This window comes from Antrihabitans spumae (assembly GCF_043944905.1).
GTDB classification, from domain to species: Bacteria; Actinomycetota; Actinomycetes; order Mycobacteriales; family Mycobacteriaceae; genus Antrihabitans; species Antrihabitans spumae.
The window spans coordinates 1-14,115 of record NZ_JBIMSN010000056.1; the positions used below are offsets into that span (position 1 = coordinate 1).

Genomic DNA, 14,115 nt, shown 5'->3' on the forward strand with positions numbered 1-14,115 from the left:
CACCATTCTTTGTCTGCGACACAGTCCTCTGCCGAATTAGCGTGAAAGCGCGAGGCTAGCGCTGAGCAAACGAACCTGCCACGCTGAACCGGTGACTTCACCTCCACATACCGGCTCCGCCGCACCAGACGCCGGCTCCGACAAGCTCGATGCCCGGGTTCTGAAGATCGCCGGAGTCGTCGTGCTCAGCGCGATCATGTCGATTCTCGACCTCACGGTCGTCACCGTCGCGATTCCAACGTTCGTCAACGTCTTCGAGACGTCGTTCGCCATTGCGGCATGGACGATGACCGGATACACGCTCGCGCTTGCCACGGTGATTCCGCTGACAGGCTGGGGCGCAGACCGTTTCGGTACCAAACGGCTGTTCATCACGGCTCTTGTGCTCTTCGTTGCCGGTTCGGTGGCGTGCAGCTTCGCATGGGACATCACGTCGCTGATCGGCTTCCGCGTGCTGCAGGGCTTCGGCGGCGGCATGCTGATGCCGCTCGGTATGACGATCATGACCCACGCTGCGGGACCCCAACGTATCGGTCGCGTGATGGCCGTACTCGGCGTCCCGATGCTCCTCGGACCGATCAGCGGACCGATCCTCGGCGGGTGGCTGATCGAAGCCGCGAGCTGGCACTGGATCTTCCTGATCAACGTGCCGATCGGCGCCATCGCGCTCATCGCGGCCATCTTCATCCTGCCGTCCGACGACCCGTCACCGTCGGAATCGTTCGACTTCGTCGGCATGCTGCTGCTATCGCCCGGCCTGGCGCTGCTGCTGTTCGGCGTTTCGTCGATCCCGGAGATGGGGACGATCGCTTCGGCCAGGGTGCTGATACCGGCCATAGTCGGATTCATTTTGGTCGTAGTTTTCGTCTTCCACGCGCTGCGGGCCACACATCCGCTTATCGATCTGCATTTGTTCAAGAACCGAAATCTGACGGTTGCCGTGCTGTCGATGTCGCTGTTCGCGGTCGCATTCTTCGGCGCAGGACTGCTTTTCCCGAGCTATTTCCTGCAGGTGCGAGGTGAATCGACATTGCACGCGGGTCTGTTGCTTGCCCCGCAAGGCATCGGCGCAATGCTGACGATGCCGGTTGCCGGATTCCTGGTCGACAAGATCGGACCCGGCAAGATCGTGATGGCAGGCATCACGCTGATCGGCCTGTCGATGGCCGTGTTCACACAGGTCGGCGCCGATACGTCCTACGCGCTGTTGCTCGGCTCACTGTTCGTCATGGGCCTCGGCATGGGCGCCACGATGATGCCGATCATGACCGCGGCGCTGCAGACGCTGACTCATCACGAGGTCGCCCGCGGTTCGACTCTGATGAACATCGTGAACCAGGTCGGCGGATCGGTTGGTACGGCGACGATGTCGGTAGTTCTGACGAACCTCATCCAGAATCGTGAATTCGCGGGACCTGCCATCGCATCGCAGCAGAACCCGGGCATCAGGGCCGAACTCGAAAAGGTTCCCGGCATGCTCGAGGCTGGTCTGCAGCAGGCAGGCGAGGCATTCGGCAACACATTTATGGTCGCGGTGGTGCTGATTGCGCTGACGCTGATCCCCGCGTACTTCTTGCCGCGGACCAAGCCGAAGGCGCCCGTCGAGGACGACAAAGAAGCAGCCCCACCGCTTCTGCTGCACTGAGAAGCGTTTCACCTGCACGGAACGGCAGCACCTCGGCGATCGCGCTAGGGTCGGGATAGATCCGAACCTGACGAACCGACCGCCGAGGTGCGCATGCCCCTTGAAGATTTGTCGCGAACGCAGTTCGAGAAGCATGGACTGCCGCGCAACACACCTTCGTCCAAGCACGACAACCTGAAGCCCGAACACACCGCCGACGGACATCTCGTCGAGTCTCGAGCCGAAGACTTCAGCCACGCCAAACCGCTAGAGGTCGACACCCAGTGGTTCAAACGCGCGGTGTTCTACGAAGTTCTCGTTCGCGCCTTCTCCGATTCGTCCAACGACGGCACCGGTGATCTGCGCGGGCTCACCGACAAACTCGACTATCTGTCGTGGCTCGGTGTCGACTGTCTGTGGCTACCGCCCTTCTACGATTCCCCGCTGCGCGACGGCGGCTACGACATCCGCGACTTTCGACTTGTGCTCCCCGAATTCGGAACTGTCGAAGATTTCGTGACGCTGCTCGATCACGCGCACCGCCGTGGAATTCGCGTCATCACCGACCTGGTCATGAACCACACCTCCGATACCCACGCCTGGTTCCAGGAGTCGAGGTCGGATCCGACCGGACCGTACGGCGATTACTACATGTGGTCCGACACCGACGACAAATATCCTGATGCGCGAATCATTTTCGTCGACACGGAAGTGTCGAACTGGACGTGGGATCCCGTACGCGGACAGTACTACTGGCACCGATTCTTCTCCCACCAACCGGATCTGAACTACGACAACCCCGAAGTGCAGGACGCGATGATCGACGTGCTGCGCTTTTGGCTCGATCTCGGCATCGACGGTTTTCGGCTCGACGCGGTGCCGTACCTGTTCGCCCGTGAGGGGACGAACTGCGAGAACCTGCCCGAGACGCACGCCTACCTCAAGCGCTGCCGCAGCGTGGTCGACAAGGAGTACCCGGGACGCGTCCTGCTCGCCGAAGCCAACCAGTGGCCCGCGGACGTGGTCGAGTACTTCGGCGAACCCGACAACGGCGACGAATGCCACATGGCGTTTCATTTCCCGTTGATGCCCCGCATCTTCATGGCGGTGCGTCGGCAGAATCGCATTCCGATCTCGGAGATCCTCGCCCAGACTCCAGCCATCCCGAAGTCGGCACAGTGGGGAATCTTTCTGCGCAATCACGATGAACTGACGCTGGAAATGGTCACCGACGACGAGCGGGACTACATGTACGCCGAGTACGCCAAAGACCCACGGATGAAGGCCAACATCGGGATTCGCAGGCGCTTGGCACCACTGTTGGAAAACGATCGCAACCAACTCGAACTCTTCACCGCGCTACTGCTCAGTCTGCCCGGCTCGCCGATGCTGTACTACGGCGACGAGATCGGCATGGGTGACAACATCTGGCTCGGCGACCGCGACGCGGTCCGCACTCCGATGCAGTGGACCCCCGACCGCAACGCGGGCTTCTCGCGCGCCGATCCCGCCCGCATGTACCTGCCGGTGGTCATGGACCCGACCTACGGTTTTCAGTCCGTCAACGTCGAGTCCCAGATGAATTCGACGAACACTCTCCTGCACTGGACGCGGCGCATGATCCAGGTGCGCAAGCAGCATCCCGCGTTCGGCCTCGGCACGTTCACCGAACTCGGCAACAGCAATCCGGCCATCCTGTCGTACGTGCGAGAACTCGCGCCGTCGGAAGCGCAGCGACGCTCGAGTGACGTCATCCTCTGTGTTAACAACCTGTCGCGATTCCCGCAGGCCGTCGTGCTCGATCTGTCCGTCTTCGAAGGTCGGATTCCTGTGGAACTGACCGGGTCGGTGCCGTTTCCGAAGATCACGGACCAGGGCTACATGATCACGCTGCCCGGCCACGGGTTCTATTGGTTTGCGTTGCAACCCGATCCGCGTACCGAAGGTGCCGCAACCGGGCATCCCGTCAGCAGCGAGGCAGAGGCCGCGGTGCAGTCATGACCTTGTCACTGCCGACCGACTCCGACCTGTGCGCCCAGTTGGCGCTCTGGTTACCCGAACAGCGTTGGTTCTCCGGCAAGAGCCTCACGCTGAGCGCAGTGCGCCTCCGACTGCGCGAACCCCTTATCGACACAGACGGTTTCGCAGCCGAGCAGGTGGTCGTCGATGTCGAGTTCGCCGGCGGGCCTGCGCAGCGCTATCAGATTCCACTCGCGTACCGGGTCCATCCACCGGAAGCACTGTTGCCCTTCGCATTACCCGAGCTCGATGTCGACCCGGTTCCCGGCACCGAGCGTCCCGTCGTTTACGACGCGACCGCCGATCAGGAGGTCAACGATCACTACCTGACGGCGCTTGCGGAACAACAAACGTTGGGCAGCATCACCTTTCGCACGGTCGCCGGTAGCGCCATCGACACAGCACTGCGCAGCAGGCCGATCGGCGCCGAGCAATCCAACACGTCGATCGTGTATGGAGAACAGTTGTTGCTCAAGCTGTTTCGCCGACTCGAGCCTGGCATCAACCCTGATCTGGAGTTGCACCGCGCGTTGGCCGACAGCGGCTGCGAGCACGTCGCACCCCTGATCGGCTGGATCGAATCCGAACTCGACGGCGAGCCACTCACCCTTGCGATGGTGCAGGAGTTCGTTGCAAATGCCGCGGATGGCTGGTCGCTCGCCGTCAACAGTGTGCGCGATCTGTTCGTCGAGGCGGACCTGCACGCCGCCGAAGTCGGCACCGACTTCGCGGGTGAGGCCCAGCGGCTCGGCGAGGCCGTCGCACACGTCCATGCGGACCTTGCCCGTCAACTCGGCTCGACGCATGCGGCGGTGTCGGCGGACACCATTGCAGGAATGACCCGACGTCTCGATGCCGCGGCCGCGATCGTTCCCGAAATCGCCGACCGGCGGGTGGCAGCGCAAGCGGTATTCGACAAGGCGGCAACAGCCGCGCCGACAACGGTGCAGCGCATCCACGGCGACCTACATCTCGGGCAGGCACTTCGGGCCCCGTCGCGGTGGATCGTCATCGACTTCGAGGGCGAACCGGTCAAGACGATCGCCGAGCGGCGGCTCCCCGACAGCCCGCTGCGAGATATCGCCGGGATGCTTCGGTCGTTCGACTACGCCGGGCACCATTCACTGACCGACTTTTCGACAATGCAGGATTCGCAACGCGAATTCAGAGCCAAGGAATGGACGACCCGCAACGGCTCTGCCTTCTGCGACGGCTACGCATCGGTCGCAGGCACCGACCCCCGCGCCGAGTCCGACCTCCTCGAGGCCTACCTACTCGACAAAGCCATCTACGAAGCCGTGTACGAGGTCCGGCATCGTCCGAACTGGCTACCGCTGCCGGTCAAGGCGATCACGCGGATCATCGCGGGCTAGCGGACTCGGATCACCAGCGCACGCCGAGCTGTCCGAGCACGTATTCGAGCCAGTCCGGCAGTTCTGGATCGCGAAACATCGTGGTACCCCGTTCGTGGTCGAATGCACTCTTCGTAAGCTCGATCGAATATCGCACCATTGCCGTTAGCCGCAGCTACAGGAGGACCCCGTCGTGAGCAGTGCCAACACCAGAGTTGCCGTCGTATCGGGTGCAGCCCGCGGAATCGGAGCGGCGATCGCACAACGCCTCGCGTCCGACGGTTTCGCTGTCGCAGTGCTCGATCTCGACGAGGCCGCGTGTGCAGCAACAGTCGACTCGATCACCGCAGCCGGTGGTGCGGCACTCGGCGTCGGTGCCGACGTCTCCGACGAAGCCTCGGTGACCGCGGCAGTGGAACGAATTGCCGCCGAACTCGGCGGACCGACGGTAGTGGTGAACAACGCAGGTATCACTCGTGACAACCTGCTCTTCAAAATGCCTGTGTCGGAATGGGACTCGGTGATCGGCGTGCACCTTCGCGGTGCCTTCCTGCTGACCAAGGCCGCCCAGAAGTACATGGTCGAGCAGAAGTGGGGACGCATCGTCAACATGTCGAGCGTCTCGGCGCTCGGTAATCGCGGGCAGGTGAACTACTCCGCGGCAAAGGCCGGACTGCAAGGTTTCACGAAAACACTCGCCATCGAGCTCGGCAAATACGGAGTCACCGCCAACGCCATCGGACCAGGTTTCATCGTCACCGACATGACTGCGGCGACCGCAGAACGTGTCGGTGTCCCGTTCGAGGACTTCAAGGCCGCCGCGGCAGCCAACACGCCCGTCGGTCGGGTCGGCTATCCGGAAGACATCGCGCATACCGTGTCGTTCCTGGTCAGCGAAGGCGCGGGCTTCGTATCCGGGCAGGTCATCTACGTTGCGGGTGGGCCGCGGGACTAGCTGGCTTCTAGTGCCAGCTGTGGTCGGTGACGGTGGTCCGCGGACCGAACTTCGGTTTGTGCGCGTGACCACTGACCACGAGCAGCTGCATCGCTCGATAACGATGTGGCCGTAGCGGTTCCAGGTACTCGACCATCTCGGCGTCGTCGATGGGCCGCCCGAGCAGCGTCCAGCCGACGATGGCCGCGAGGTGGTAGTCGCCGACCGAGAGCGCATCGGCGTCGCCGAGCGCTCGCTGTGCCACTTCGGCTGCCGTCCAGATCCCGACGCCGGGGACCAGCCGAAGGCGGCGTTGCGCATCCTCGCGCGACATCGTGGCAGCTTGGTCGAGCTTGTCGGCCATGCGCGCTGCGGTGACGATCGTCCGTGACCGCTGTGGGTCGACGTTGGCCTTGTGGAACTCCCACGATGGAACGTGCCGCCAGACTTCGGCACTCGGTGGTACGTACAACCCCGCCGGAGCGGGTCCGGGAGCAGGAGTTCCGTACTTGCGGACCAGTTGTCGCCACGAGGAGAGTGCCGCGATGCCGTGGACCTTCTGTTCGAGAATCGACGGCACAAGGGCTTCGAAGACCCTGCCGGTGCGCAACATTCTGAGGTCGGGAAAGCGGCGGTGCGCGTCGATCAACTTCGGATGCGTCGGCCGGAAATCGTCGGTGGACTCGTCGAGACACAGCATCCTCGGGAGCTGGTCGAGAAATTCGGCACCGCCAGGACCCCACGCTCTGGCCGAGATCTCCTGGCGCGAATGCTGGACGAGCCGATAGGTGACAGGTCCTGATTCCATCAGCGACGCACGCCAGATCGCGCCGTCCGACGTCCGCTGATGGCACGGATCGTTGCGCCCGCGTCGCAGCGGCGCGATCGTCATCGCGAGGTTCACCGGACTGTCGGCGCGGAGGCTACGGTCCAGGCTCGATGTCACCCCGACGCTGTTGGCTGCGATTGTCGGACTCTTAACTCGGCAGCGCGAAATGCGGATTGAAGATGAATCCGACGACGCTGCCGTCCGGTGTGCGGACGGTCGCGGTGATGATTCCGCCACCGACGTCGGCGGCAGGAACATGCTCGGTCGCGCCGTTCGTCAACGCTTGCGAGACCGCATCGGCTACCGACTCGACACCCCAGTAGGTGAACGAACCGTCGGCCGAATCCTCGGTCGGCAGCAACCCGAGTTCGTAACCTGCGACCTCGAACCCGACGTAGAACGGCTCGTCGAAGTACGGTGTCACGCCGATCAACTCGGTCCACCACGCTTTTGCCGCGGCGAGGTCCGCCACGGGATAGATGACCGTGCGCAAGCCCTGTAGTTCGATAGTCATGCCCGCACTTTCCCACAGTGGACCGACACAGCCGAGGTGCCCAGACTAGACACGCGGTTTGAGCGGCGTCGCAGGCAACGTCGGCGCCGGAATCCAATTGCCGACATAATCGTCGACCACGCCGAAGCGGGTCGCCGAAGGCGCTTCTCCCGAGTCGTGCGCACGGACCTCGTCCTGCCACTGCGCACGGTAGATACCTATCTCGTCGTTGGACCTACCGACGAAGTTCCACCACATCAGGATCTGCTCGTCGAGTGGCTCACCGCCGAGCAACAGCAGCCGCACCTGCTCGTCGCCGGGGTTGTGCAGCACGAGGCTCGATCGTCCGACCGCCACGAACCCGAGCTCGGCCCGAGTCAACGTCGTGCCACACAGCTCGACCACACCCTGGTCGACGATCGCACCGTGCTCGAAAGAGGTGTCGACGTCGAATTTCAGCGTCGCACCCGCATCGATACAGACCTCGGCGCCGAGCATCGGGCTGAACATCTCGACGGTCGACGTCTCGCCTGCAAGCGCGCCGATGAACACGCTGATCCGGCCGCCGTCGACGGCACGTGGCGTCGGCACGTAGTGCTCGAACTTGGGCTCGGTGTTGCGAGCAGCGTCCGGGAGAGCGACCCACAGTTGCATGCCGTGTAGCACCGTCGTGTTCGCGGTCGACACCTCCGAGTGCGCGATCCCGCGTCCCGCAGTCATCAGATTGAGTTCGCCCGGTCGAACCATCGCGTGGGAGCCGACACTGTCGCGATGCTCGATCTCGCCGGCGAACAACCAGCTGACTGTCTGCAAGCCTGTGTGCGGATGAGGCGCGACCGTCATGCCACCGGTCTCCGCGACGTCGTCGGGTCCGTAGTGGTCGGCGAAACACCAGCCGCCGATCAACGAACGCTGCCGCTGGGGAAGCGTCCGGCGGACTCCCATCGCGCGCAGGCCGCCGAGGGGAACCTCGCGCGGGGTCAACACCTCGACAGCAGCCGATTCGACCTCGCCAGGATTTTCGCAGGTCAGGATCGATGCCGACGTCTCGAGATTGCTCATACTTCGATTGTCCCTCCTTCGGCAAGCACGGATGCCCCATGTGCAAAATCGGCAATATCCGTGACAGCCGGTACTTTGTAACGTGATGTCGCCTCGAGGCGACGTTCCTTTGACGACAGTCGAATGACGCCGCAACGAAAGGCACTTCAATGATCACCAACCTGCTGAATGCGATCCTCAACCTGTGGGGCGGCGTTTCTGCCGGCAGCAGCGGCTACCAGATCCCCCCGGGAACTTTGCCTTTCGGTAGCTGATCACCAAGCTTCTCCGCCCCCGTCACAGTTTGTGACGGGGGCGGACTGCGTTACGACGAAAATCGCTTGACCTCAACCATTGTCAAGGTCGTACTGTCGGTGCTCGGTGCTCTTATAGACCTCGTCAACACATGAGCGGAGATCGACAATGAGCATGGAAATGGTCGCCTGGAATCAGGTGTACACGGCGATGACGGGACCCAACGAGACGAGACCGTTCTCGCGGGCCACGTTGTTGAGGATCCTCGAATTTGCACGACCACGCCGCAAGCTGCTCGGTGGATTCCTGATCTTGAGCGTCGCGACCGCGATCCTCGGCGTTGCGACGCCGGTGCTGGCAGGTCGGGTGGTCAACGCGATCGTCGACAACGACGCACCACGCGTAGTGGTGATCCTGGCGCTCATCATTGCCGCGCTCGCTGTAGCGGATGCAGTACTCGGGGTGATCACCCGCTGGCTGTCGGCTCGCATCGGCGAGGGTCTCATTCTCGATCTGCGCACAGCCGTGTTCGACCACGTTCAGCGTATGCCGATCGCCTTCTTCACCCGGACCCGAACGGGCGCGCTGGTCAGCCGCCTCAACAACGACGTCATCGGTGCCCAGCGCGCATTCAGCGACACCTTGTCCGGTGTCGTTGCAAACGTCGTGACGCTGCTGTTGACAGCCGCCGTGATGTTCCAGATCTCCTGGCAGGTGACGCTGCTGTCGCTCGTTCTGCTACCGGTGTTCGTCATACCCGCGCGCCGAATGGGAAATCGGCTCGCCTCGCTCGAACGTGAATCTGCGAATCACGACTCGGCGATGAGTACCCAGATGACCGAGCGGTTCTCCGCACCCGGTGCAACTCTGGTCAAGCTGTTCGGCCAGCCCAAACGCGAGTCTCACGAGTTCGCGTCGAGGGCAAGCCGGGTTGCCGATATCGGCGTTCGGATTGCCATGGCGCAGACGATCTTCGCGACCGCACTGACGCTCGTGTCGGCGTTGGCGATCGCTGTGGTCTACGGCCTCGGCGGTTTCTATGCTCTGCGAGGGCAGTTGGATCCCGGTGCCGTTGTATCGCTGTCACTGCTGTTGACGCGGCTGTACGCACCACTCACAGCTCTTGCCAACGCCCGCGTCGAGGTGATGAGCGCGTTGGTCAGCTTCGAGCGGGTCTTCGAAGTCCTCGATCTGAAGCCGCTCATCGTCGACAAGCCCGACGCCGAGAAGATGCCGGACGGTCCGGCATCGGTCGAGTTGGTCGACGTTTCGTTCGCCTACCCCTCTGCGGACAAGGTCTCGCTCGCATCGCTGGAAGAGGTCGCCACGCTCGACTCGCGCGGTGGCGACGTCGTCCTGCACGAGGTGTCCCTCAAAGCCGAGCCGGGTCAGGTCGTTGCACTCGTCGGATCGTCGGGAGCAGGTAAGTCGACGATCGCGCAATTGGTGTCGCGGTTGTACGACGTCGATTCGGGGTCGGTACGCCTGTCCGGTGTCGACGTCCGAGACCTCACCGCCGAGTCGATCAAGCAGACGGTGGGCATGGTGACCCAGGATGGCCACCTGTTCCACGACTCGGTCCGCGGCAACCTGCTGTTGGCGCGGCCGGACGCATCCGAAGAGGAGATCTGGGACGCACTGCGGCGCGCGCGACTCGCTGACCTGGTCGGCGTGATGGCCGACGGTTTGGACACCGTTGTCGGCGAGCGTGGCTATCGCCTCTCCGGCGGCGAGCGTCAGCGCCTGACGATCGCTCGCCTGCTGCTGGCACGCCCCCGCATCGTTGTCCTCGACGAAGCGACCGCCTCGCTCGACTCGACATCGGAGGCCGCGGTGCAGGAGGCACTCGGCGAAGCGCTGGTCGGTCGAACGGCACTTGTCATCGCGCACAGGCTCTCGACAGTTCGGGCAGCCGACGTCATCCTCGTCCTCGAAGACGGCCGGATCATCGAGCGGGGCACACACACGGAACTGCTCGCCGCAGGTGGGCGGTACGAGGAGCTGTACCGGACCCAGTTCGATACAGGTTCGGATCCCGAAAACGAGTCAGCCGACGACAACTCGAAAGATGACTCGACAGAAGGAGTCGTCGTCGGCTGATCGGGGTTTGCGTTCGGGTCAGAAGCCGCCTTCGACGGCAACCACGAATCGGCCCGTGGTGCCGCCGGAGCGGATCTGATCGAGCACCTTCGCGACATCACGAACGGGAACTTCGGTCGCAATCGCGTCCAGGTGAGCTGGCCGCAGACCTTCCTCCAGGCGTTCCCACAGCACGCGGCGACGTTCGATTCCGAGTTGAACCGAGTCGATTCCAAGCAGCGCGACACCACGAAGGATGAAAGGCAGCACGGTGGTCGGGAGTGCTGCGCCGCCGGTCAGGCCACTGGCAGCGACGGCACCGCCGTACTTGACGGTGCTCAGGACGTAGGCGAGGGTGTTGCCGCCGACGCAGTCGACCGCACCCGCCCACTCTGCTTTACCGAGCGGGCGAATCTTCGCATCGGGATCTTCGGGCAACCGCCCGATCACCTTCGCCGCGCCGAGCGAGGTCAGCAGCTCGGCGGCGTCGGTCTTGCCCGTCGACGCAACGACCTCGAACCCCGCGGCAGCAAGAAGGTCGACGCTTGTGCTGCCGACGCCACCACTTGCACCGGTCACGAGAATGGGTCCGTCATCGGGAGTGATGCCGCGATCGAGCAGTGCTTCGACGCTCATCGCAGCGGTGAAGCCTGCGGTGCCGATAGTTGCGGCGTCGCGAGCAGTGAGCTGATCGAGTCGCACGACCCACTCACCGGGGACGCGCGCGTACTCGGCGTAGCCGCCGTGCCGTGCTGTTCCGATGTCGTAACCGTGTGCGACGACCTGGTCGCCTACCTTGAAATCCGCGTGTTCGGACTCCACGACCTCACCGGCGATATCGATGCCAGGGATGATCGGGTATTCGCGAACCACACCGCCCTTCGGCGTGATCGCGAGCGCATCCTTGTAGTTCACGCTGGAGTAGGCGACCTTGATGGTGACGGTGCCCTCGGGAAGAAAGTCGTGGTCGACCGTTTCCTGAGCCAATTCGATCTTGCCGTCGGACTCACGGGCAACCAATGCGGAAAACGTCGATGTCATCGTCCGAATCTACCGCGCCTGAATCTGCCGCTGCCTTGTGCCCGCACGGGGAGAGGCCGTCCACACCGAGATCGGAATGCGGACGGCCTCGTCTGTGATCAGGCTGCGGCGGTCGCCGTTTCGCGAGCCGGCTCGATTGCGGCCGACAGGATGTCAGCCACGTCCGACACCAGTTTCACCTCGACGACAGCCAAGACTTCGGCCGGCACGTCGTCCAGGTCCGGCTCGTTGCGCTTCGGCAGGAATACCGTTGTGAGACCTGCACGTTGGGCCGCGAGCAGCTTCTGCTTCACACCGCCGATCGGGAGCACCCGACCGTTGAGCGTGACCTCACCGGTCATGCCGACGTCCGAGCGAACCGGCCGACCCAATGCGAGCGACGTCAACGCCGTCACCATCGTCACGCCTGCAGACGGACCGTCCTTCGGGACCGCACCCGCAGGAACGTGCACGTGGATGCTGCGATCGAGCACGCTTGCCTCGATACCCAGCTCCTCCAGGTGCGACCGCACGTAGGTCAGTGCGATCTGTGCGGATTCCTTCATCACGTCGCCGAGCTGTCCGGTCAGCGTCAGACCAGGCTTTCCCTCGGCAGCATTCGCTTCGATGAAGAGCACGTCGCCGCCCATACCGGTCACCGCAAGTCCCGTCGAAACACCCGGAACCGCTGTGCGCTCATGGGATTCCGGCGTGAAGCGTGGCCTGCCGAGGAAGTCTTTCAGCCCGGCTTTGTCGATGACGACGACCTGTTCGCCTTCCTGCGCGAGCCGAGTTGCCGCCTTACGCAACGCCTTTGCCACCAGGCGTTCCATCTGCCTGACCCCGGCTTCTCGCGTGTAGTTCGCCGCGATCTCGCGCAGTGCGTCATCGGTCAACGTCACCTCGTCCGCCGTGAGCGCTGCACGTTCGAGCTGACGTGGCACGAGGAAGTCGCGGGCGATCGCAACCTTGTCGTCCTCGGTGTAGCCGTCGACCGTGATCAGCTCCATACGGTCCAGCAGCGCCTGCGGAATCGTGTCGATCACGTTGGCGGTCGCGATGAACAGCACGTCGGACAGGTCGAGATCGAGGTCGAGGTAGTGGTCGCGGAACGTGTGGTTCTGCGCCGGATCGAGCACCTCGAGCAGGGCCGCAGCGGGGTCACCACGGTAGTCGGCGCCGACCTTGTCGATTTCATCGAGCAGGACAACAGGATTCATCGATCCCGCTTCCTTGATCGCTCGCACGATGCGGCCGGGAAGTGCCCCGACGTAGGTCCGCCGGTGACCCCTGATCTCCGCTTCGTCACGCACGCCGCCAAGCGCAACACGAACGAACTTGCGGTCCAAAGCCCGTGCGACGCTTTCGCCGAGCGAGGTCTTGCCAACTCCGGGCGGGCCGACGAGAACCATCACAGCACCCGACCCACGACCGCCGACCACTTCGAGTCCACGCTGCGCACGACGCGACCTAACGGCCAGGTACTCGACCATCCGATCCTTCACCTCTTCGAGGCCATGGTGATCGGCGTCGAGAACCGCACGCGCGGCCTTGACGTCGGTGCTGTCAGCGGTCCGTTCGGTCCACGGCAGTTCCAGCACGGTGTCCAACCAGGTTCGGATCCAACCGGATTCGGGACTCTGGTCACTCGACCGCTCCAGCCGACCGACCTCCCGCATCGCTGATTCGCGAACGGCATCGGGTAGGTCGGCCTGCTCGACCCGGGTCCGGTAGTCGTCGGCGCCGTCGGGTTCGCCTTCGCCTAGTTCCTTGCGGATGGCGGCGAGCTGTTGGCGAAGCAGGAATTCGCGTTGACTCTTCTCCATACCTTCACGGACGTCGTCACTGATCTTCTCGGTGACCTCGGCCTCGGCGATGTGGGTCTTGGTCCACTCGATCAGCGTCGTCAAACGCTCTGCGACGTCGGGTGTTTCGAGCAGTTCACGCTTCTGCTCGTCGGTCAGGTACGGCGCGTAACCAGCGGTGTCGGCTATGGCAGAGGGATCAGAGAGCTTGTTGACGGCGTCGATGATCTGCCACGCTTCGCGACGCTGCAACACGGCGACGACGAGCTTCTTGTAGTCGGCGGCAAGTTCTGTGGTTCGTCCGTCCGCCTTGGCGGTGTCGACCGGTTCGGTCTCGACCCACAGTGCTGCACCCGGGCCGGTTACGCCGTGTCCGATCTTGGCGCGCTGTTCAGCTTTCAAAACGGCTGCAGGCGTACCGCCGCGCATACGCCCGACCTGCTCGATCGTGGCGATCACGCCGTAGGCCGCATAGCGGTCGTCCAGTCGCGGAGCAACGAGGACCTGGCCGTTGCTGCTCGCGCGAGCGGCGTCGATCGCGGCCTGGGCCGGTTCGTCCAATTCGATCGGCACAACCATGCCCGGGAGCACTACCGGATCGGTCAGGAACAGCACGGGCAAATTCAGTGTCGAAGTCATATTTTCGGCCCTTTCCAAAGTTGAG

The 14,115-nt window shown here is 63.4% G+C and carries 10 protein-coding genes; 5 read left to right on the forward strand and 5 right to left on the reverse strand.

All coding sequences use genetic code 11. The features are described from left to right. Positions 1-91 precede the first annotated feature (91 nt). From ACHIRB_RS12825 to fabG, 4 genes are all read left to right on the forward strand, one after another. On the forward strand, positions 92-1,645 hold the full coding sequence (locus tag ACHIRB_RS12825) for a DHA2 family efflux MFS transporter permease subunit (RefSeq protein ID WP_395124737.1): 1,554 nt from the start codon (positions 92-94) through the stop codon (positions 1,643-1,645). Between the two features lie 93 nt (positions 1,646-1,738). Continuing rightward, positions 1,739-3,625 (forward strand): maltose alpha-D-glucosyltransferase, encoded by a 1,887-nt coding sequence (gene treS / locus ACHIRB_RS12830; RefSeq protein ID WP_395124736.1) that lies wholly within the window; start codon positions 1,739-1,741, stop codon positions 3,623-3,625. Next, positions 3,622-5,016 (forward strand): maltokinase N-terminal cap-like domain-containing protein, encoded by a 1,395-nt coding sequence (locus tag ACHIRB_RS12835; protein ID WP_395124735.1) that lies wholly within the window; start codon positions 3,622-3,624, stop codon positions 5,014-5,016. Before treS ends, ACHIRB_RS12835 begins: the two co-directional genes overlap by 4 nt. A 172-nt stretch (positions 5,017-5,188) precedes the next feature. Further along, complete coding sequence (gene fabG / locus ACHIRB_RS12840; RefSeq protein WP_395124734.1) at positions 5,189-5,950, forward strand: 3-oxoacyl-ACP reductase FabG; 762 nt, start codon at positions 5,189-5,191, stop codon at positions 5,948-5,950. Positions 5,951-5,957: 7 nt separating this feature from the next. On the opposite strand, the gene ACHIRB_RS12845 is transcribed toward fabG, so the two are convergent. The 3 genes from ACHIRB_RS12845 to ACHIRB_RS12855 are packed head-to-tail and all read right to left on the reverse strand — an operon-like array spanning position 5,958 to position 8,313. Continuing rightward, positions 5,958-6,875 (reverse strand): DNA-3-methyladenine glycosylase family protein, encoded by a 918-nt coding sequence (locus ACHIRB_RS12845; RefSeq protein WP_395124733.1) that lies wholly within the window; start codon positions 6,873-6,875, stop codon positions 5,958-5,960. 31 nt (positions 6,876-6,906) lie between these two features. Beyond that, on the reverse strand, positions 6,907-7,272 hold the full coding sequence (locus ACHIRB_RS12850; protein WP_395124732.1) for a VOC family protein: 366 nt from the start codon (positions 7,270-7,272) through the stop codon (positions 6,907-6,909). Positions 7,273-7,317: 45 nt separating this feature from the next. Continuing rightward, positions 7,318-8,313: a pirin family protein gene (locus ACHIRB_RS12855; RefSeq protein WP_395124731.1), complete on the reverse strand. Its 996-nt coding sequence runs from the start codon at positions 8,311-8,313 to the stop codon at positions 7,318-7,320. A gap of 402 nt (positions 8,314-8,715) precedes the next feature. Between ACHIRB_RS12855 and ACHIRB_RS12860 the strand changes: the two genes are divergently transcribed. After that, positions 8,716-10,647: an ABC transporter ATP-binding protein gene (locus tag ACHIRB_RS12860; RefSeq protein ID WP_395118583.1), complete on the forward strand. Its 1,932-nt coding sequence runs from the start codon at positions 8,716-8,718 to the stop codon at positions 10,645-10,647. Positions 10,648-10,665: 18 nt separating this feature from the next. Here ACHIRB_RS12860 and ACHIRB_RS12865 read toward each other — a convergent pair whose 3' ends face one another. Then, positions 10,666-11,667 carry an oxidoreductase gene (locus ACHIRB_RS12865; RefSeq protein ID WP_395118585.1) on the reverse strand — a complete coding sequence of 334 codons (1,002 nt, stop codon included), beginning with the start codon at positions 11,665-11,667 and terminating at the stop codon, positions 10,666-10,668. Positions 11,668-11,765: 98 nt separating this feature from the next. Further along, positions 11,766-14,090 carry an endopeptidase La gene (gene lon / locus ACHIRB_RS12870; protein WP_395118587.1) on the reverse strand — a complete coding sequence of 775 codons (2,325 nt, stop codon included), beginning with the start codon at positions 14,088-14,090 and terminating at the stop codon, positions 11,766-11,768. Positions 14,091-14,115: the final 25 nt, after the last annotated feature.